This window comes from Prescottella sp. GW823-FHT02E09, assembly GCF_058797375.1.
This window is the reverse complement of record NZ_JBXAJP010000006.1, coordinates 1-19657: the sequence shown is the minus strand read 5'-3', so window position 1 is coordinate 19657 and position 19657 is coordinate 1. Positions and strand designations below refer to the sequence as shown.

Below are 19657 nucleotides of genomic sequence, written 5' to 3'. Positions count from 1 at the left end.
ATGCTGCGATACACCGGCCGCCGTGTCCTGCAGATGATCCCGGTGTTCCTCGGGGCAACGTTCCTGATCTACGCGCTGGTGTTCCTGCTGCCGGGGGATCCGGTTGCGGCCCTGGCCGGAGATCGGGCGCTCACGCCGGCGGTCACCGAGCAACTGCGCGCGCGATACCACCTGGACCAACCGTTCCTGGTGCAGTACCTGGAGTACCTGAAGGGCATCCTCACGCTGGACTTCGGGACGTCGTACTCCGGGCGACCGGTCAGTGAAGTTCTGGCACAGGCGTTTCCGATCACTCTGAAGCTCGCGGTGATGGCGGTGGCGATCGAAACCGTGCTCGGGGTGGGAGCCGGTCTGGTCGCGGGCCTGCGTCAGGGCGGCCTGTTCGACGGCACTGTGCTGATCCTGAGTCTGGTGCTGATCGCGGTCCCCGTGTTCGTGATCGGTTTCCTCGCCCAGTTCTTCATCGGGATCCGTTGGGGCCTGGCGCCGCCCACGGTGGGCGCCGACACCAGCGTCGCGAGACTGCTGTTGCCCGCGTGCGTGCTCGCGTCGGTGTCCTTCGCGTACGTCCTGCGGCTCACGCGCACGTCGGTCGCGGTGACCCTCACGGCCGACTACGTGCGAACCGCGACCGCGAAGGGGCTGTCCCGGCCCCGGGTGGTGTGGGTCCACGTGCTGCGCAACTCGTTGATCCCGGTCGTCACGTTCCTGGGTGTGGACCTCGCGGCACTGATCGGTGGTGCCGTCGTCACGGAGGGCATCTTCAACATCAACGGAGTCGGCGGGACGATCTACCAGGCCGTCACCCGCGGTGAGGCGCCGACAGTAGTGTCGTTCGTCAGCGTGCTGGTGGTCGTGTATCTGGTGGCGAACCTGCTCGTCGATCTGCTGTACGCGGTGCTCGATCCCCGGATCCGCTATGGCTGATCCGTCCGGGGGAGGCGGTATGTGGGCCTCGGCGTGGCAGCGACTGCGCCGACGGCCGATGTTCCTCGCCGCATGCGTGATCCTGCTCGTGGTGGCCGCGGTCGCGCTGTTCCCCTCGGTGTTCACCGACGTCGATCCGCGCTACTGCATCATCACCGACAGCCTCGCACCGCCGCGCTCCGGGCACTGGTTCGGGTTCGATCGTCAGGGCTGCGACGTGTATTCGCGGACGGTGTACGGGGCGCGGCCGTCGGTCACGGTCGGCGTGTGCGTCACGGCCGCCGTTACGGTGACCGGCGTGCTGTTCGGGGCGTTGGCCGGCTACTACGGCGGCTGGGCCGACTCGCTGCTGTCGCGAGTGGCCGACATATTCTTCGGGATCCCGCTGATCCTCGCGGCGATCGTGCTGATGCAGCTGTTCGCCGACCGCACCATTTGGACAGTGGTCGCGGTACTTGCCCTGTTCGGGTGGCCGCAGATGGCGAGAATTGCTCGTGGAGCGGTTATTTCGGCGAAATCGCACGACTACGTACTCGCGGCGCGGGCGGTGGGGATGTCGCGGCCGGCGATCCTCGTCCGGCACGTGCTGCCCAATGCGCTCGCCCCGATCATCGTCGTGGCGACGATGTCGCTGGGCACGTTCATCGTTGCGGAGGCGACGCTGTCGTTCCTCGGGATCGGGTTGCCACCCAGCACCGTGTCGTGGGGCGGCGACATCAGTACCGCGCAGGTGACGTTGCGGCGGGGCTCGCCGATCCTGTTCTATCCTGCGGGTGCGCTGGCCGTCACCGTACTGGGGTTCGTGCTGCTGGGGGATGCGCTGCGCGACGCGCTGGACCCGACCACTGCGAGGCGGCGATGACGGATCCGGTGCTCGCGGTCGAGGATCTCGCGGTGACCTTCGGGTCGGGTGCCGACGCGGTGCACGCGGTGCGGGGCGTCGACCTGACGGTGCATCCGGGCCAGACGGTGGCCGTCGTCGGCGAATCCGGTTCCGGCAAATCGACACTCGCGCACTCGATCATCGACCTGCTACCCGGTTCCGGGCGGGTGACCGGAGGCCGGATCCTGTTCGACGGCCGGGATCTGGCCCGGGCCTCGAAACGCGATTTCGTGCGGGTCCGGGGGACCGGGATCGGATTCGTGCCGCAGGATCCGGCCACCAACCTCGATCCGGTGTGGACCATCGGATTCCAGGTGCGGGAGACGTTGGCCGCCAACGGCGTCGAGACCGGTCGAGCGGCGCGCCGCAGGGCCTCCGAGCTGCTCGGCGAGGCGGGACTCGACGACGCCGAGACACGTTCCGGACAGTACCCCCACGAGTTCTCGGGCGGGATGCGTCAACGCGTGCTGATCGCGATCGGCCTCGCGGCGCGTCCGCGCCTCCTGATCGCGGACGAGCCGACGTCGGCGCTGGACGTCACGGTGCAACAGCGAGTCCTCGACCACCTCGCGGAGCTGACGGGTGAACTCGGCACGGCGGTGCTGCTCATCACACACGACCTGGGCGTCGCCGCCGAGCGGGCCGAGCACGTGGTCGTGATGCAGGCGGGTCGGGTCGTCGAATCCGGTCCGGCCGAACGGATTCTGCAGGATCCGGAGCACCCGTACACACGCCGACTGGTCGCCGCGGCCCCGTCCCTGTCGGCCGGTTCGGTTCGGCCTCGCCCACCGACGCCGAGCGCGACTCCCCTGCTCGTCGTCGACGGCCTCCGCAAGGAGTTCCGGCGTCGCGGGACACGACTCGGCCGACGCGCGGACGATGCTGTCGTCACCGCCGTCGACGACGTCTCGTTCACCGTCGAGCGGGGCACCACCACCGCGATCGTCGGCGAGTCCGGATCCGGTAAGTCGACCGTGGCGCGCATGGTCCTCGGACTCCTGACGCCGGACGCCGGCTCGGTGGTGTTCGACGGCACGGACATCGCCGCACCGGGACGCCGGGAGAAGGACTTTCGGCGCCGGGTCCAGCCGGTGTTCCAGGATCCGTACGGCAGCCTCGATCCCACCTACTCGGTGTCGCGCATCGTCGAGGAGCCGCTGCGGGTCCACCGGATCGGTGATCGCGGCGACCGTGCCGACCGGGTGCGTGAACTCCTCGACCGGGTCGCGCTGCCGGCGGAGACGATGCGCCGCTTCCCCGCCGAGTTGTCCGGTGGTCAACGGCAGCGGGTAGCGATCGCGCGGGCTCTCGCCCTCGGGCCCGAGCTGGTGGTGTGCGACGAGGCGGTGTCGGCGCTCGACGTCGTGGTCCAGGATCAGATCCTACGGCTGCTCGACGAGCTGCAGCACGACCTGGGGCTCACGTACGTGTTCATCAGTCACGACCTCGCGGTGGTGCGCCGCATCGCCGACCGGGTGGTGGTGATGCACGACGGCCGGGTGGCGGAGTCCGCGCCGACCGAGGAGGTCTTCGAGCACCCCGGGCACGAGTACACCCGGCGCCTGCTCGACGCGATCCCGAGCGGCCGACGGCCCCGACCGGGCGGCGGGAGGCCGGGAGGGCCGGCAAGGTAGCGGGGTAGCGTCTGCAACCGTGAGTGATGCCGTGACTGATCCCCTGCAGCCGCTGTTGGACCTGCCCGGTGTGCGCGAGGCAGCGGACCGCGCGCGCGACGCGCTCGGCGAGGTGCATCGGCACAAGACGAACCGTCGAGGGTGGCCGCAGACCGCCACCGAGGCGTCCGTCCGCGCCGCCCGAGCGTCCGCGTCGATCGACGGCGGGTCGACCGAGCTGCCCGTCCCCGGGACGGTCGGCGACCCCGTGCTGTCCGGCGCGCTGCGTGTCGCGCAGGCGTTGGACGGGGATTCGCTGACGGTCATCCTTCCGACCTGGCAGCGCGCCCCGCTGCAGGCCCTGGCCCGCCTCCATCTGCTCGCCGCGGCGGACCTCGTCGACGATCCGGAAGTGCTGGGCCGCCCGCGTAACGATCCGGGCGTGGGGGAGCGGCTGGACATGCTGGCCCAGCTGGTCACTGGTGGCACACGGGTTCCGGCTCCGGTGCTCGCGGCCGTCGTGCACGGCGAGTTGGCCGCGCTCCGTCCGTTCGGTGTCGCCGACGGCATCGTCGCCCGTGCCGCCTCGCGACTGGTGGCCACCTCCTCCGGCCTCGATCCCCACAACCTGGGGGTGCCGGAGGTGAGTTGGATGCGGCGGGCCCCGGCGTACCGGGACGGCATCTCCGGATTCGCGTCGGGCACGCCCGAGGGCGTGGGCAGTTGGGTGATCCTGTGCTGTGGCGCGCTCGAGGCCGGGGCGCGGGAGGCCATGTCGATCGCAGAGGCCGCCGCCGGTTGAGCGGTGTTCGGGTGTGGGATCGTGCCCGCACATACGAAGCGGGTGGTGCCACCGACGATGATCGGTGCCGCCACCCGCTAGCACGGGCTGCCGGGTTACCAAGCGTGCAAATGTGGGTTGTGTGTCAACGGCCTCGGCGTAGGCTCGGGCGGTGCCGGGTCGTCCCCGCAACCAGTGCGGAGTCCTCGCCGTCAGTCATCCGAGTCACGCAGGCCCACAACGCTTCTGCCCTTATAGTGGCTTGCTGCTTCGCGTGGGTGCCTGGTGTCCGTGCTGGGAAGTCCGTTCGGGGAATCGATCCTTCTCTTCCGGATCGGTCCTGGCCTACCGGCCTTCCGTAACTCCTTTGTACCCCGTGCTCCGACCCACTTCAAGTGGCAATTTTCCTTTGTGGCAGATGCGCGTTCATCGCTTCCGTCGGCGCATGCCGTATGTGAACACGCCCGCGACGGCGGCGCTCGACAGCACCGCCGCGGCCGCTGCGACGGTGGTGCGCGACGGCGACTGGAGCCGGGCCCGCAGCGAAACCGGATTGGAGAAAGACAATACGGGCCAACCGCTTTCGGTGGCTGCTTTTCGCAGAGCCCGGTCCGGATTGACCGCAGTCGGGTGGCCGACGGCCTGCAGCATCGGCAGGTCCGTCACCGAATCGGAGTACGCGTAGCACCGGGACAGGTCGTATCCGTACCGGTCGGCGAGCTCGCGCATCGCCTCGACCTTGCCGTCGCCGTAGCAGTAGAACTCGAGTTCGCCGGTGTACCGGCCGTCTTCGACAACCATGCGGGTCGCCGTGCTGTGCGTGGCGCCGAGGGCCTCGGCGATCGGGGTCACCACCTCCTCGCCCGACGCCGACACGATCACGATGTCGTGGCCGCGGACCTTGTGGTCGGCGATGAGATCGGCCGCCTCGGCGTAGATCAGCGGATCGACGATGTCGTGCAATGTCTCGGCGACGATGCCGCGGATTTGCTCGACGTCCCAGCCGGCCGTCATGTTCGTCAGATGCGTACGCATCCGCTCCATCTGGTCGTGGTCGGCTCCGGAGAGCAGGAAGAGGAACTGGGCGTAGCTGCTCTGCAATACCGAGCGGCGGGTGATGAGTCCCTGTGCGAAGAACGGCTTGCTGAAGGCCAGCGCGCTCGATTTCGCGATGACGGTCTTGTCCAGGTCGAAGAACGCGGCCACACGGTCGCGTTCGGTGAGTTCGCTCGGATAGGCGGTCACCCGACCGACAATAGGCGAGGTGCCCGAGACCGTGTTCGACGACACGGGATGTCGAAGGTGGGGCGGGTGGACGGTGGGTTTGACCGGGCGTTCCGGGCGGGCCTGCGAATCGATGAAGTTGCAAACAAACCTGGATCTGGGTGTATTATTGCTCCTACCTGGACGCGATCCAGGCGTGTTCAGCCCGACCCCCCGGGGCTGAACTCTGACGACCCCCGCCTCCTCCCCCCCTGGCGGGGGTCGTCCCCTAACTTCCCCCTTCCCGGTTCGAATGCGCAGCGCTGACGCCCGCGCGCCCACCCGTTCGCGGTCCCGGATCCTGTGGTTCACCAGGTATTCCGTCCGGCGCTGTTCAGGGGATTCATCCCGCGCTCCATCGGGATTCTCACGTTCTCCACGTGCGGTCGATGACGGCAATCAGTTGGCGGGTGCGGCGATTCGGCCACATCCACGCTTCGCGAATAATGCGTACGTTCGTACCAGAATCGATCCACAGCCCCCGATTCTGTGCACATTCTCCGAAACCGGCTTTTCTGTCGGATCTGCGATCCGCAGGCTGGGTGTCATGGACATCGATTCCCGCCCACCGTCTGCGTCGGGGCGGCCCGGAGTGCTCGCGTTGGTGAGTGCACGCGGCGTCTTGCAGACCCTGCGCGCGGTCGCGGCCGCCACCGACCAAACGTTTGAACCCGTGTCGGGTCTGCCCGGACGACGGGTGTGGGAGCAGGCCGCCCTGGTGGTGGTGGACACGACCGCGGCACGGGAGTGCGCGGCGCGGCTCCCGCGCCGCGACCGGGTGCTGCTCGTCTGCGACGGTCCACCCGCGCTGCCCGACTGGCAGGTGGCCACGGCCGTCGGAGCCGAGAGTGTGCTGGGCCTTCCCGACGACGAGGCCGCACTCGTGACGGCGTTCGGCGATCGTGGTGCCGGACGGCAGGGCGACGGCACCGTCGTCGCGGTGATCGGTGGTTGTGGCGGCGCCGGCGCCTCGACGCTTGCGGCGGCCGTCGCCGTCGAATCGGGCGGAGCGACGGCGACGATCCTGCTCGATGCGGACCCGATGGGCGGGGGAGTGGATCTGCTGCTGGGGCTCGAGAACGTGCCGGGGCCGCGATGGTCGGGTCTGACGGTCGAGGGCGGACAGGTTTCGGCCGACGCGCTGCACGCGGCACTGCCGTCGCCCCGTCCCGGGGTCGGTGTGCTCGCGTGTGATCGTGGCCGCGTCCATGTTGCGGGACCCACACCGGCCGCGGTGACGGCAGTCGCGGAGGCGGGCCGTCGGGCCGGTGATCTGGTGGTGTGTGACATTCCACGACAGGCGTCGGAGACGAGCGACAGCCTGCTGGACATCGCCGACATGGTCGTGGCCGTGGTACCGGCCACGGTGCGGGCGGGTCTGGCAGCCGAACGGGTTCTCGCCCGGGTCGCGGAACGAAATCCCCATCAGGGCATCGTCGTTCGCGGCCCTGCGCCGGGAGGGCTGCGTGGCGCGGATCTCGCCGAGACGATCGGGGTGCCACTGCTCGCGGCGATGCGCCCGGAGCCGCACCTCGACGCGATGCTCGAACGGGGCGGACTCGATCTCGGCTCGCGGTCCCCACTGGGCGCGGCGGCACGGGCGGTACTCGACCTGCTCGGTGCGCGGCCACGGCGGCGGTCCGCGTGAATGCGGTGACTGCGGCGAGGACGCTCGAGTCCACCGATCTGCTCGAACGGGTGCGCGACCGCCTCGCGCTCACGGAGGGGGAGCTCACCCCGGCGACGGTGGCAGCGGCCATCCGCGCCGAATCCGGTGGGGTGCTCGGGGACACCGACCTCCTGGCCGCGCTGCGGATGCTGCAGACGGAACTCACCGGTGCGGGCCCGCTCGAGGCACTGCTCGCGGTGCCCGGTGTCGCGGACGTCCTGGTGACGGCGCCCGACGAGGTGTGGATGGACCGCGGTACCGGACTCGAGCGGACGGCGGTGACATTCCCCGACGAGGCCGCGGTGCGGCGACTCGCGCAGCGGCTGGCTCTTTCTGCTGGGCGCCGCCTGGACGACGCACAGCCGTGGGTCGACGGCCGCCTTCCGTCGATCGGTCACGGCGACTTCGGGGTTCGTCTCCACGCCGTGCTCGCGCCGGTCGCGCAGGGTGGTACCTGCGTGTCGCTGCGGGTGCTCAGGCCGGCGACGCAAGGGCTCGACGAACTCACCGCCGGTGGTGCGGTGGATCCCGAGGCGCGTGCGCTGCTCGACGCGATCGTGCGGACGCGGCTCGCCTTTCTCGTCACCGGCGGAACCGGTGCCGGCAAGACCACCATGCTCGCGGCCATGCTGGGTCAGGTCGGTGCGGCAGAGCGGATCGTGTGTGTCGAGGACGCCGCCGAACTGGCACCGGCTCACCCGCACGTGGTCCGGTTGGTCGCGCGCGCACCGAACGTAGAGGGCGTCGGCGAGGTGACGGTGCGGGACTTGGTCCGGCAGTCCCTGCGCATGCGGCCGGATCGCATCGTGGTCGGTGAGGTGCGCGGCGCCGAGGTCGTCGACCTGCTCACGGCACTCAACACCGGACACGACGGCGGCGCCGGGACGGTGCACGCCAACTCTCCCGGAGAGGTCCCGGCGCGGCTCGAGGCCCTCGCGGCGCTCGGGGGGCTGGATCGTCAGGCACTGCACAGCCAGTTGGCCGCGGCGGTCCAGGTGGTACTGCATGTCCGACGGGGCGCATCGGGAGCGCGCAGACTCGTGGAAATCGGAGTCCTGGAACGAGATTCGTCGGGCGCCGTGGGTGTCGTTCCGGCGTGGACGCGAGAGAGCGGCGCGGGACCCGGAAGCCGGACGCTGCGCGAGTTGCTCGACGCCAGGGGCGCGCAGTGATCCCGGCGCTGCTGTGCCTGGCGGCCGCGATCCTGGCGGTCCCGGGTGGCCGCACGCGTCGGCGGTTGCGATCGATGTCGTCGGTCGTACCGCAGCCGTCGACTCCCCAGTGGATGCCACGACCGAAGCTCTCGCCGTTCGACCTCGCGCTCGCCGGGTGTGTTCCGCTGGCCGTGCTCGGCACGCCGACCGCCGCGGTCGCTGCCGCGGTCGCGGTGGCCACCGCGCGCGGACGTCGCCGACGGCGCTCCGCATCGGCGCACCGCGAGCGGGAACGGCGCGGCGTACTGGCGGGCCTGGACGTGGTGATCGGTGAGCTACGGGTCGGGGCGCACCCCGCCGCGGCGTGCGAGTCTGCCGCGCAGGAATGCGCCGGTACGGCGGCAGAAGCGTTCCGCAGCGCGGCGGCTCGCGCCCGACTCGGCGGATCCGCGGCCAGCGGACTGGTCGCGCACGGCGGTGTCGTGGCCGACGACCTGCGGCGAATCGCGGACGCGTGGGCGGTCGCCGAGGCCCACGGCCTCGCGCTGGCAGACCTCCTGCATGCCGCGCGTACGGACCTGTTGGGGCGCAGTCGGTTCCGAACCCGAGCCGAAGCCGGCCTGGCTGGTGCGAGGGCCACCGCCGCGGTTCTGGCCGGGCTGCCGGTTCTCGGAATCGGGCTCGGTCAACTCATGGGCGCATCCCCGGTTCGGGTCCTCCTCGGCGGGGGCCTCGGTGGAGCGCTGCTCGTGATCGGCACGGTGCTGGTCGTGGCGGGGCTGCTGTGGACGGACCGCATCGTCGGCCGGGTGGTCGGCTGATGTGGCTGTCATTCGTCCTGGCCGCGGTGGCGGTCCTCGTCGTGCCGGGATCGGGACGAGCGCGCCGGCGCTTGCGGGCGTCCGGAGTGCCCGACGCCGGAGCATCCAACGTCGGTGCAGCCGCTGTCGACGGAGTCACCGCGGGCGCCGCCGACGCTCCGGCGGACCCGATGGCGGTCGCGGGCACGTTCGACCTGTTGGCTGCGTGCCTCAAGGCGGGCCTTCCGGTGGCAACGGCGGCCGCGGCCACCGCCCGATCGGCCCCCGGTCCACTCGCAGACTCGCTGCGGCGTACTGCGGACCTGTTGGCGCTGGGCGCCGACCCGGCGACAGCGTGGGACGTCGTGGCCGCGGAGCCGGCGACGGAGGCGCTCGCCCGGATGGCGCGGCGGTCCGCGCGGTCGGGTGCCGCACTGTCGTCGGCGATCGGGGAACTGGCCGCGCAGCAGCGCAGCGATGCCGAGGACGCTGCGGTGGCCGCAGCGGAGCGGGCCGGCGTCCTCATCAGCGGTCCGTTGGGACTGTGCTTCCTACCCGCGTTCATCTGCCTGGGAATCGTCCCGGTGGTGATCGGGTTGGCCGGACGGGTGCTCCAGGGTGGGCTCCTGTGACCGGGGGAGGGGCCTCCGACGCGGAACGGCCGCGCCGGAATCGAATGAAGGGGAAGTATGATGTGGGGGAAGAAGTTTCAGGGACTCCAGGCACGACTCGTCCTCGCGGCGACCGCGGACGACGGCATGTCGACGGCGGAGTACGCGATCGGCACCATTGCCGCTGCAGCATTCGGTGCCATTCTCTACACCGTCGTGACCGGAGATTCGATCGTCTCGGCGCTCACCGGCATCATCGACAAAGCCTTGGCCACGTCGGTGTGACGGCGGCCAGGTCCGTCCTGCGGCGGGAGGACGGTGCGGTCACGGTGGAGGCGGCGATCGCGATCGCGTCCATCGTGACCGTGGTGGTGCTCTGCGTCGGTGCGATCGTCGCGGTGTCGGCGCAGGTGCGATGCATCGACGCGGCCCGGGAGGCGGCGAGGTTGGCCGCCCGCGACGATCGCGCCAACGCGGTTGCCGCGGCCGGGCGGGTCGCACCACCGGGCGCGGAGATCACGCTCCACGACGATGGGGATTTCGTCGTGGCCACCGTGCGGGCGCGTGCAACGCTGCTGCCGCTGGTCGAGTTGTCTGCCGAGGCGGTCGCCGTCCGCGAGCCGGAGGCAGCGGACGGGTGACGGGTCTGCGGCGGGACGAATCCGGCGGTGCGACGGTGTTCGCGTGCTTCGCGCTGGCGGCGCTCGTCGCCGTCACCGCCGGACTCGTGCACGTCGGCGGGGCGGTCGCCGCCCGGCATCGGGCGCAGTCCGCCGCGGATCTCGCGGCGCTCGCGGCGGCGTCCGCGCTCTCCGGTGGCGACGAATCATCCTGTGTCGCGGCAACATCCGTTGCGGATCGGATGGGAGCCGAGGTGACGCAGTGCACGGTGGTCGGCTGGGACGTGGTGGTCGGGGCGGAGGTGCGTGTGGGGTCGGTGTCGTTCGTCGTCGGCCCCGCTCGCGCCGTCGCGCGGGCCGGGCCGGCCGAGTGAGCGCGTCAGGTCGCCGTGTGGTCCGGGTCCACCGCAGCCAGCACCGCGGTGAGCACCCGGATGGCACCGTCCTTGTCGAGCGGGTGGTTGCCGTTGCCGCACTTGGGGGAGTGCACACACGAGGGGCAGCCGGCGGCGCACTCGCACGAGTCGATCGCGTCCCGGGTCGCGCTCAGCCAACGGACCAGCTCGGCGTGGCCGCGGTCGGCGAACCCGGCCCCTCCGGGGTGACCGTCGTATACGAACACCGTCGGCAGACCGGTGTCCGGGTGCAGCGCCGTCGAGACGCCGCCGATGTCGCCCCGGTCGCACGTCGCGACCAGCGGAAGGAGCCCGATCGCGGCGTGCTCGGCGGCGTGCAGCGCGCCGGGGACGCGATCGGCGCCGAGCCCTGCCTCCCCCAGCAGTTCCGGCGTGATCGTGTACATCACGGCCCGGGTCTGCAGGGTCTGCGCGGGCATGTCGAGCTCCACCGAGTCCAGCACCTCGCCGGACGACAGCCGGCGCAGGTAGCCGACCACCTGATGCGTCACCTCGACCTGCACCAGCGCGACGCCCACCTCGCCGTACCGCTTGTGCTCAGCGACGTCGCCGATCGCGATGTCGGTGATCTCGCGCGCCGACGTGGTCCACTCCGGTTCCTCGGAGTGCACCAACGCGATCCCCTCGTCGAGATCCAGATGGTCCACGACGAACGACTCGCCCTGATGGATGTGGACGGCGCCCGGATGGGCGGTCGCCGGTGCACGACCGGTGTCGACGGTGCCCAACATGCGCCCGGATTCGCCGTCGACGATCGCGACCTGGCCGCCGATGCCGCCGCGGATGTCGAGGTTGCTGTGCGGATCGGACTCGGCGGTGACGAACCAGCCGTGCGCCCGACGCCGGATCAGTCCCTGTGCCGCCAACTCGGTGAGCACGTCCGTGGCACCGAAGTCGGCGACCTCGGCGTCGGACAACGGCAGCTCGAGCGCCGCGCACAGCAGTTGCGGACCCAGGACGTACGGATTGGTCGGGTCGGTCACGGTCGCCTCGACCGGACGATCCAGCAGCGCCGAGGGGTGGTGCACCAGATAGGTGTCGAGTGGGTCGTCGCGCGCGACGAGGACCACGAGCGACCCCTCGCCGCGCCTGCCGGATCGCCCGGCCTGCTGCCAGAACGAGGCAACGGTGCCAGGGAAGCCTGCGACCACGACGGCGTCGAGCCCGGCGATGTCCACCCCGAGCTCGAGGGCATTCGTCGTGGCGACACCGAGCAGTCGGCCGTCGGCCAGTGCGGCCTCGAGCTCGCGGCGATCCTCGGCGAGGTATCCGGCGCGGTAGGCGGCCACACGCTCGGCCAGGTCCGGGTCGACCTCGGCCAGCGCGCGACGGGTCCCCATGGCGGTGAGTTCCGCGCCGCGACGAGACCGGACGAAGGTCAGCGTCCGGGCGCCCTCGACGAGCAGGTCCGCCATGATGCGGGACGCCTCCGATCCCGCGGCTCGTCGGACCGGTGCGCCGTTCTCTCCGGTGACCGAGGCGAGCAGCGGCGGCTCCCACAGCGCGATGGTGCGGGGCCCGTGCGGCGAGCCGTCCTCGGTGACCTCGGCGCAGGGGGCGCCGATCAGTCGGGACGCGGCCGAGCCGGGATCGGCGGTGGTCGCGCTGGCGAGGATGAAGACCGGGTTCGCGCCGTACCGTGCCGCGATTCGACGCAGCCGGCGCAGCACCAGCGCGACGTTGGATCCGAACACGCCGCGATAGGAATGGCACTCGTCGACCACGACGAACTGCAGGTTGCGGAACAGATGCGACCAGCGTTGGTGTGAACGCAGGATCCCGATGTGCAGCATGTCCGGGTTCGTGAAGATCCACCGGGAGTTCGCCCGCGCCCACTGGCGGACCTCTATGGGGGTGTCGCCGTCGAAGCCGCTCGGATGGATCGGCCCGAGCTCGGGTTCGGACTCGGTGAGCGCGATCGCGGCGCGCAACTGATCGGCACCGAGCGCCTTGGTAGGGGAGAGATACAGCGCGGTGCCTCGGGAGTCGCCCGCGAGGGCGGTGAGTATCGGGAGTTGATACCCAAGTGATTTACCGGACGCGGTACCCGTCGCGACGACGACGTGGTCGCCTCCCGCCGCGATCGATGCCGCCTCGGCTTGGTGGCTCCATGGTTGTGGAATGCCGGCCGACCGCAACGCGCGTACTGCCGCGTCGCCGGCCCACTCCGGCCATTCGGCGAATCGGGAAACCCGCGGCGGTAGTTCTGCGGTGAACGTGAGGGGTTGTTCTCCTGTCGGTGTACCGGCCAGTACACGATCGAGAAGGGTCCGCCCGAACGAGTTGTCGCCGTTTTCTCCCGTGTCGCGGGAGTGTGGCGAGGGGTTCACGGGGCCTCTTCCGGAATTGTCGTCGGTTCGCGTCCTGGACAGGTTGCGCGCGCTGGACCTGCGGTTTTGATCCTATCCGCGGCCGGGTTCAGGCGTCGGGCAGGGGTGTACCCGACGGTAGTTCGTGTGGCACTTGGTGCAAGATCATCTATTTGCAGTATTTGTTCGTCTTTCGACTGTTGCGGGCGCGTCGGACGTGGTTGACTATGACCTGGTCGCAGCTTCTGTGTTCGTTTAAACGCCCGCAGGATCGATGTTGCGAGCGCGGTGCTTATGCGTTCCTGAGGGGGAATCGAGAAAGTACAGCGGTCGGAACCGGCCCGGTGGACCGGAAGTGCTGTCCATCGAATCCGGTGTAAGAAAGAGAAGGAAAAGCATGGCACAGGGCACTGTGAAGTGGTTCAACGCGGAAAAGGGCTTCGGCTTCATCGCTCCCGAGGACGGCTCCGCTGACGTCTTCGTCCACTACTCGGAGATCCAGGGCAGCGGCTTCCGCACCCTCGAGGAGAACCAGCGCGTCGAGTTCGAGGTCGGCCAGGGCACCAAGGGCCCGCAGGCCACCGGCGTTCGCGCCATCTGATCCGTTCACCAACTGAACGATTGATTCAAGGCCGGTCCTACTGACCGTTGCCTGACTCGTCCCCTGCCACCGGCAACGGTGGCAGGGGACGAGTTCGTTGTAGGGGAGACATCTTTCCCGTGTGGCGGATGCGCGATCCGGGCGAACGACGCGGGATCTTGGCCTACTGTCCACCTTGTGGCTCAGCTGTCCTTCTTCTCCGCCGAGTCGGTGCCGCCCGCGGTCGCCGATCTCGGTGGTCTGCTCGCGGCACAGGGACAGGTGGTCTCCTCGAGGGAGGGGACGCGAGTGTCCGTCGTCGTCGACAGCGGGTGGCGGGCGGAGGCGATCGCCCAGTTGATGCGGGACGCCGGCCTGGACGCCGAGGTCAGTACGTCCGAGGAAGGGCGCCCTCTGGTGCGCACGGCCCCCGTTCCGCAACTCGCGGGACTGGCGGCGCAGTGGACGCGCGGAGCCGTCAAGGCTGTGCCGGACGGTTGGGTCCCTGGATCCCGTGAGCAGCGGGCGTGGGTGCTGGCGTCGGGACGGGTCGAGGCGGACGGCCAGCGCTACGTGCTCGGCCTGGACCCGCACGCCCCCGACACGCACGTGGTGCTCGCTCAATCGCTGATGCGGGCCGGGGTGGCGCCGACGATCGTCGGAATTCGAGGAGCGTCCCCGGGATTGCGTATTTCGGGCAGAAGACGGCTCATGCATCTCGCGGAGAACATCGGTGAGCCACCTGATGATGTCGATGCCCGGCGTAACTGGCCGCACATTTGAGCGAACGGAGCGGGACGGATATGCGCGTTCATCTTCCTGGTGTGACACCCTGTAACTGACCGGACCCGGTATAACGGGGGCGGAGACGAGATTCGCATCAGGTGCGCAGCGGCACTGATCGAGCATGAAAGGTGCGGACAGCTGGTGGCATCACGGGAGAAGAGCACGGCGGACGGAGCGTCCGCCACGCGCCGCCTCGTCATCGTCGAGTCACCGACGAAGGCCAAGAAGATCGCGCCCTACCTCGGCAAGAATTACGTCGTGGAGGCCTCGGTCGGGCACATCCGCGACCTGCCGCGTGGTGCCGCCGACGTACCCGCGAAGTACAAGGGTGAGCCGTGGGCCCGGCTCGGTGTCAACGTCGACCACGACTTCGAGCCGCTGTATGTGGTCAGTCCTGAGAAGAAGTCGAAGGTCACCGAGCTCAAGAGTCTGCTCAAGGACGCCGACGAGCTCTACCTCGCCACCGACCCCGACCGCGAGGGCGAGGCCATCGCCTGGCATCTGCTCGAGACGCTCAAGCCCAAGATCCCGGTCCGTCGGATGGTGTTCCACGAGATCACCGAGCCCGCGATTCGTGCGGCCGCCGAGGACACCCGCGATCTCGACAACGATCTGGTCGATGCGCAGGAGACCCGCCGCATCCTCGACCGTTTGTACGGCTACGAGGTCAGTCCGGTGTTGTGGAAGAAGGTCATGCCGCGGCTCTCTGCAGGCCGCGTCCAGTCCGTCGCGACCCGCGTCATCGTGCAGCGCGAACGCGAGCGGATGGCCTTCCGATCGGCGTCGTACTGGGACATCTCGGCCACGCTCGACGCCGGTGCCGACGCCAGTCCCCGCAACTTCGGTGCGCGTCTGGTCTCGGTCGACGGCTCCCGTGTCGCGGCCGCCCGCGACTTCGGTCCCGACGGCCACCTCAAGTCCACCGGCGTCACCGTCATCGACGAGGCGTACGCCCGACGGCTCGCGGAGGCACTCGAGGGCGTCGACCTGGTCGTCTCGTCTGCCGAGGACAAGCCGTACACACGCAAGCCGTACGCGCCGTTCATGACGTCGACGCTGCAGCAGGAGGCCGCGCGCAAGCTGCGCTTCTCGTCGGAACGGACCATGCGCGTCGCGCAGCGTCTGTACGAGAACGGCTACATCACCTACATGCGAACCGACTCGACCACGCTGTCGCAGTCGGCGATCGCCGCGGCCCGGGCCCAGGCCACCGAGCTGTACGGCGCCGAGTACGTGCACGCCACCCCGCGCCAGTACACCCGCAAGGTCAAGAACGCGCAGGAGGCACACGAGGCGATCCGCCCCGCCGGTGACGTCTTCCAGACCCCCGGTCAGCTGCACTCGCGTCTCGAGAACGACGAGTACCGGCTCTACGAGCTGATCTGGCAACGCACGGTCGCGTCGCAGATGGCCGACGCGCGCGGCACCACGCTGACGCTGCGCATCACCGGCACCGCCGGCACCGGCGAGGAGTGCACGTTCTCGTCGTCGGGTCGCACCATCACGTTCCCCGGATTCCTCAAGGCGTACGTCGAGAGCGTCGACGAGGAGGCCGGCGGCCAGTCCGACGACGCCGAGTCGCGTCTGCCGGCGCTGACCCAGGGCCAGGGCGTGACCGCCACCAAGCTCGATCCGGATGGCCACACCACCAACCCGCCGGCCCGATACACCGAGGCGAGTCTCATCAAGGCTCTCGAAGAACTCGGTATCGGCCGTCCATCGACGTACTCGTCGATCATCAAGACCATCCTGGACCGCGGCTATGTCTACAAGCGCGGCAGCGCCCTCGTTCCGTCGTGGGTCGCGTTCGCGGTGATCGGGCTGCTCGAGTCGCACTTCGGTCGGCTCGTGGACTTCGACTTCACGGCCGCGATGGAGGACGACCTCGACGAGATCGCCGGCGGCCGCGAACAGCGCGGTAACTGGCTGTCGGGCTTCTACTTCGGTGACACGTCGGCGGCCGACGACTCGATCGCGCGGGCCGGTGGCCTGAAGAAGATGGTCGGCGAGAACCTCGAGGACATCGACGCCCGCGAGATCAACTCGATTCGACTGTTCGACGACGCCGAGGGCCGCGAGGTCCATGTGCGGGTCGGCAGGTTCGGCCCCTACCTCGAGCGCATGGTGCAGAATCCGGACGATCCGGACGGCGACCCGATCTCGCAACGGGCGAACCTGCCCGACGACCTGCCGCCGGACGAGCTCACGCCCGAGTACGCGGAGAAGCTGTTCTCGACCCCGCAGGAGGGGCGCAAGCTGGGCGTCGACCCGCTCACCGGGCACGAGATCGTCGCGAAGGAGGGCCGCTTCGGCCCGTACGTGACCGAGATCCTGCCGGAGCCGGCGCCCGAACCGGAACCGGACATCGTCCCGGTCGAGACGGCCGCCGACGGCACCACCAAGACGAAGGCCGTGAAGAAGGCGCCGGCGAAGAAGGCCGCGAAGAAGGCCGCCGGCCCCAAGCCGCGCACCGGTTCGCTGCTCAAGTCGATGGATCTGGAGACCGTCACGCTCGAGGACGCGCTGCGGCTGCTGTCGCTGCCGCGCGTCGTCGGTGTCGATCCCGAATCGAAGGAAGAGATCACCGCGCAGAACGGCCGATATGGTCCGTACCTGAAGAAGGGCACCGATTCTCGTTCGCTGGAGAACGAAGAGCAGATGTTCACGGTGACCCTCGAGGATGCGCTCAAGATCTACGCCGAGCCCAAGCGGCGTGGGCGCCAGGCGTCGGCGGCGGCCGCGCTGCGTGAGCTCGGCAACGACTCCGCGACCGGCAAGCCGATGGTGATCAAGGACGGCCGCTTCGGTCCGTACGTCACCGATGGCGAGACCAACGCGAGCTTGCGCAAGGGCGACGAGGTCGAGTCGATCACCGACGAGCGCGCGTCCGAGCTGTTGGCCGACCGTCGTGCCCGCGGTCCGGTGAAGAAGAAGGCAGCGGCGAAGAAGGCGCCGGCGAAGAAGGCTGCCGCGAAGAAGACGGCGGCCAAGAAGGCGCCGGCGAAGAAGGCGGCGGCGAAGAAGACCACGGCCGAGAAGCCGTGACCCGATTCGTCGGCACGGATCGATAGGCTCGGCGCGTGGCGGGTGTATTCGATCGACTGGTCGGGCAGGAACATGTCGAGGCCGAGCTGACGGCTGCCGCCATTGCTGCCCGCGGGAGCGAGTCCGGGTCCCGGATGACGCACTCGTGGCTGTTCACCGGCCCGCCGGGGTCCGGCCGTTCGGTCGCGGCGCTGTGTTTCGCGGCGGCGCTGCAGTGCACCTCCGACGGGGCACCCGGATGCGGTCACTGCCAGGCCTGCACCACGACGATGGCAGGCACCCATGGTGACGTTCGGCGGGTGGTGCCCGAGGGTCTGAGCATCAGCGTCAGCGAGATGCGCGGCATCGTGCAGACGGCATCGCGCCGGCCCAGCACCGGGCGGTGGCAGGTCGTCGTGATCGAGGACGCCGACCGGCTCACCGAGGGCGCCGCCAATGCGCTGCTCAAGGTCGTCGAGGAGCCGCCGGACCGCACCGTGTTCCTGTTGTGTGCGCCGTCGGTCGACCCGCAGGACATCTCGGTCACCCTCCGATCGCGGTGCCGGCACGTGCCGCTGGTGACGCCGTCGGTCGACGCGATCGCTCAGGTTCTGCGCGAACGCGATCAGCTGGACCCCGAGACCGCGGACTGGGCGGCTTCCATCTGCGGTGGCCACGTCGGGCGTGCCCGACGCCTCGCGAGTGACGAGGACGCGCGGTCCCGCCGCAAGCGGGCCCTCTCGCTGGCGAAAGCCGCGATGCGACCGGGCACCGCATATGCCGCCGCCGAAGAACTGGTCCAGGCGGCCGACCTCGAAGCCAAGGAGTTGACGGCCGAGCGGGACGAGCGGGAGACCGAGGAACTCCGGACGGCGCTGGGAGCAGGCGGCACCGGCAAGGGTGCGGCCGGGGCGCTGCGCGGTTCGGCCGGTGTACTCAAGGACTTGGAACGACGCCAGAAGTCGCGGGCCACTCGGACCGGCCGCGATTCGCTCGACCGCGCACTGATGGATCTCGCTGGTCTGTACCGCGACGGACTCGCCTACTCGTTCGGGTCGCGCGCGACGCCGAACCATCCGGACATGTCCGAGCAGGCTGCGGACCTCGCATCCCGTACGTCGCGGGAGGGATTGCTGCGCTGTATCGAGGCGATCCTCGACTGTCGGGAGGCATTGGACATGAACGTCAAACCCAAGTTCGCGGTCGACGCGCTCGTGGCGCGCCTGGGCGCGGAGTTCGGCTAGAGACCCCGATTTGCTTTCGGGGCGGGGGTACACGCTAGACTCGCACGCGCCGAGAGGCACGCTGCCTTAGCTCAGTCGGTAGAGCATTTCACTCGTAATGAAAAGGTCGCGAGTTCGATTCTCGCAGGCAGCTCCGAAAGGGCCCCTCACCTGGGAAACCAGGTGAGGGGCCCTTTTTCATCGGTAGGGCCGGCCGGCCCGCGGGGATCGGTGCCGGTTGGCTGACCAGGCCGTTCATTGGGTCACCGTTGGATCCGTGGTCGGTGGACACTGGAGTACAGAGGGCATGCAGGGGAGTGCCCACCCCGGCAGAAGGGTTCGAAGTGCTGATGGAGATCTTCTGGTTGATCCTGATGATCGGCGCACTCGTGATGCTCATCCCGGTGGCGAGACAGGTGTTCCGTCGAAACGATGACGACTGACCTGTCCGAACCGCTCGACAAGGATGGTCCAGACCGCCATGCTCGGAAGGTGAGCGAATCACTGAAGGTCCGCGTCCGGGAGAAGCTGTTGCGGCAGCTGGCGGAGAATGGCGGACATCCGGTCGAGGAGTTCGAGGGAGACGATCCGCGACTGGTCGCGATCGACGGTGATCTGGCTGCGCTCGACGAAGTCGCGGATGACGACCCACTCGTTGAAGAGCTGGCCGCCAAGTACTGGGTTCCGTAGCCGGCATCGATGCGATTCCCTGGCTTTGCGAGCTGTTCGGGGCCTCTGACCAGGCGGTTTGGCATTCGGTGAAAGGTTCGCGTAACTTATTCCAGGTCAGAGCGACACGGACACCGACCCGGACCTGAGGGACTGGGAAAACGAGGTTGTACGGAGAGCGCCTGGCGAATCTGCTTGGATCGGTTCTGGTGCTCGGATTTGCGTCCGGGTCTGGTTCTGGTTAGGCTGGAACGGTTGCCCCGGAACGAGGAGCCTTTGGGTTTCTGGTGATGGTGTGTGCGTGTTCTTTGAGAACTCAACAGTGTGTC

General features: G+C 69.3%; 19 protein-coding genes and 1 tRNA gene. 18 read left to right on the top strand and 2 right to left on the bottom strand.

The window, feature by feature from the left end; genetic code table 11:
• The 4 genes from AC1RIF_RS16270 to AC1RIF_RS16255 are packed head-to-tail and all read left to right on the top strand — an operon-like array spanning window position 1 to window position 4225.
• Window positions 1–927, top strand: a complete 927-nt coding sequence (locus tag AC1RIF_RS16270; RefSeq protein ID WP_492602401.1) for an ABC transporter permease — start codon at window positions 1–3, stop codon at window positions 925–927.
• The gene (locus tag AC1RIF_RS16265; RefSeq protein ID WP_492602400.1) at window positions 920–1789 is read left to right on the top strand and encodes an ABC transporter permease; all 870 of its coding nucleotides are present in this window, start codon (window positions 920–922) and stop codon (window positions 1787–1789) included. The genes AC1RIF_RS16270 and AC1RIF_RS16265 overlap by 8 nt, the downstream gene beginning before the upstream one ends.
• Window positions 1786–3444 carry a dipeptide ABC transporter ATP-binding protein gene (locus AC1RIF_RS16260; protein ID WP_492602399.1) on the top strand — a complete coding sequence of 553 codons (1659 nt, stop codon included), beginning with the start codon at window positions 1786–1788 and terminating at the stop codon, window positions 3442–3444. Before AC1RIF_RS16265 ends, AC1RIF_RS16260 begins: the two co-directional genes overlap by 4 nt.
• A 31-nt stretch (window positions 3445–3475) precedes the next feature.
• Window positions 3476–4225, top strand: coding sequence for a Fic family protein (locus tag AC1RIF_RS16255; RefSeq protein ID WP_492602760.1), 750 nt, complete (start codon window positions 3476–3478; stop codon window positions 4223–4225).
• A gap of 405 nt (window positions 4226–4630) precedes the next feature.
• Here the strand turns inward: AC1RIF_RS16255 and AC1RIF_RS16250 are convergent, their stop codons facing one another.
• Window positions 4631–5449 carry an HAD family hydrolase gene (locus AC1RIF_RS16250; RefSeq protein WP_492602398.1) on the bottom strand — a complete coding sequence of 273 codons (819 nt, stop codon included), beginning with the start codon at window positions 5447–5449 and terminating at the stop codon, window positions 4631–4633.
• 565 nt (window positions 5450–6014) lie between these two features.
• On the opposite strand from AC1RIF_RS16250, the gene ssd reads away from it, so the two are divergent.
• From ssd to AC1RIF_RS16215, 7 genes are read left to right on the top strand one after another with little or no spacing between them, the layout of a single operon-like run.
• Window positions 6015–7115, top strand: a complete 1101-nt coding sequence (gene ssd / locus AC1RIF_RS16245; RefSeq protein WP_492602397.1) for a septum site-determining protein Ssd — start codon at window positions 6015–6017, stop codon at window positions 7113–7115.
• A gap of 5 nt (window positions 7116–7120) precedes the next feature.
• Window positions 7121–8308, top strand: a complete 1188-nt coding sequence (locus AC1RIF_RS16240; RefSeq protein WP_492602396.1) for a TadA family conjugal transfer-associated ATPase — start codon at window positions 7121–7123, stop codon at window positions 8306–8308.
• Window positions 8305–9111, top strand: a complete 807-nt coding sequence (locus AC1RIF_RS16235; protein ID WP_492602395.1) for a type II secretion system F family protein — start codon at window positions 8305–8307, stop codon at window positions 9109–9111. Before AC1RIF_RS16240 ends, AC1RIF_RS16235 begins: the two co-directional genes overlap by 4 nt.
• The gene (locus tag AC1RIF_RS16230) at window positions 9108–9722 is read left to right on the top strand and encodes a type II secretion system F family protein (RefSeq protein WP_492602759.1); all 615 of its coding nucleotides are present in this window, start codon (window positions 9108–9110) and stop codon (window positions 9720–9722) included. The genes AC1RIF_RS16235 and AC1RIF_RS16230 overlap by 4 nt, the downstream gene beginning before the upstream one ends.
• 60 nt (window positions 9723–9782) lie before the next feature.
• Window positions 9783–9986 carry a DUF4244 domain-containing protein gene (locus tag AC1RIF_RS16225; RefSeq protein ID WP_492602758.1) on the top strand — a complete coding sequence of 68 codons (204 nt, stop codon included), beginning with the start codon at window positions 9783–9785 and terminating at the stop codon, window positions 9984–9986.
• The gene (locus tag AC1RIF_RS16220) at window positions 9983–10342 is read left to right on the top strand and encodes a TadE family type IV pilus minor pilin (protein WP_492602394.1); all 360 of its coding nucleotides are present in this window, start codon (window positions 9983–9985) and stop codon (window positions 10340–10342) included. The genes AC1RIF_RS16225 and AC1RIF_RS16220 overlap by 4 nt, the downstream gene beginning before the upstream one ends.
• Window positions 10339–10695, top strand: coding sequence for an Rv3654c family TadE-like protein (locus AC1RIF_RS16215; protein WP_492602393.1), 357 nt, complete (start codon window positions 10339–10341; stop codon window positions 10693–10695). The genes AC1RIF_RS16220 and AC1RIF_RS16215 overlap by 4 nt, the downstream gene beginning before the upstream one ends.
• 5 nt (window positions 10696–10700) lie before the next feature.
• On the opposite strand, the gene AC1RIF_RS16210 is transcribed toward AC1RIF_RS16215, so the two are convergent.
• Window positions 10701–13067: a DNA 3'-5' helicase SftH gene (locus AC1RIF_RS16210; protein ID WP_492602392.1), complete on the bottom strand. Its 2367-nt coding sequence runs from the start codon at window positions 13065–13067 to the stop codon at window positions 10701–10703.
• A 376-nt stretch (window positions 13068–13443) separates the two neighbouring features.
• On the opposite strand from AC1RIF_RS16210, the gene AC1RIF_RS16205 reads away from it, so the two are divergent.
• The 7 genes from AC1RIF_RS16205 to AC1RIF_RS16175 all read left to right on the top strand — a co-directional run bounded on the left by AC1RIF_RS16205 (window position 13444) and on the right by AC1RIF_RS16175 (window position 19349).
• Entirely contained in the window at window positions 13444–13647 is a 204-nt protein-coding gene (locus AC1RIF_RS16205; RefSeq protein ID WP_005515803.1) for a cold-shock protein, read from the top strand.
• Between the two features lie 177 nt (window positions 13648–13824).
• Window positions 13825–14409: a hypothetical protein gene (locus AC1RIF_RS16200; RefSeq protein ID WP_492602391.1), complete on the top strand. Its 585-nt coding sequence runs from the start codon at window positions 13825–13827 to the stop codon at window positions 14407–14409.
• 144 nt (window positions 14410–14553) lie between these two features.
• The gene (topA, locus tag AC1RIF_RS16195; protein WP_492602390.1) at window positions 14554–17457 is read left to right on the top strand and encodes a type I DNA topoisomerase; all 2904 of its coding nucleotides are present in this window, start codon (window positions 14554–14556) and stop codon (window positions 17455–17457) included.
• 35 nt (window positions 17458–17492) lie between these two features.
• A complete protein-coding gene (locus AC1RIF_RS16190) occupies window positions 17493–18680 on the top strand; it encodes a DNA polymerase III subunit delta' (RefSeq protein WP_492602389.1) in 1188 nt (395 codons plus the stop codon).
• Between the two features lie 60 nt (window positions 18681–18740).
• Window positions 18741–18813, top strand: a tRNA-Thr gene (locus tag AC1RIF_RS16185).
• A gap of 163 nt (window positions 18814–18976) precedes the next feature.
• Window positions 18977–19102, top strand: a complete 126-nt coding sequence (locus AC1RIF_RS16180; RefSeq protein WP_492602388.1) for a hypothetical protein — start codon at window positions 18977–18979, stop codon at window positions 19100–19102.
• A gap of 49 nt (window positions 19103–19151) precedes the next feature.
• Window positions 19152–19349 carry a hypothetical protein gene (locus AC1RIF_RS16175; RefSeq protein WP_492602387.1) on the top strand — a complete coding sequence of 66 codons (198 nt, stop codon included), beginning with the start codon at window positions 19152–19154 and terminating at the stop codon, window positions 19347–19349.
• Window positions 19350–19657: the final 308 nt, after the last annotated feature.

What these genes read in the sequence shown, in the direction of transcription:
- AC1RIF_RS16270 (WP_492602401.1), top strand. Translation starts at nt 1, where the DNA reads ATGCTGCGATACACCGGCCGCCGTGTCCTGCAGATGATCCCGGTGTTC.
- AC1RIF_RS16265 (WP_492602400.1), top strand. Translation starts at nt 920, where the DNA reads ATGGCTGATCCGTCCGGGGGAGGCGGTATGTGGGCCTCGGCGTGGCAG.
- AC1RIF_RS16260 (WP_492602399.1), top strand. Translation starts at nt 1,786, where the DNA reads ATGACGGATCCGGTGCTCGCGGTCGAGGATCTCGCGGTGACCTTCGGG.
- ssd (WP_492602397.1), top strand. Translation starts at nt 6,015, where the DNA reads ATGGACATCGATTCCCGCCCACCGTCTGCGTCGGGGCGGCCCGGAGTG.
- AC1RIF_RS16225 (WP_492602758.1), top strand. Translation starts at nt 9,783, where the DNA reads ATGTGGGGGAAGAAGTTTCAGGGACTCCAGGCACGACTCGTCCTCGCG.
- AC1RIF_RS16205 (WP_005515803.1), top strand. Translation starts at nt 13,444, where the DNA reads ATGGCACAGGGCACTGTGAAGTGGTTCAACGCGGAAAAGGGCTTCGGC.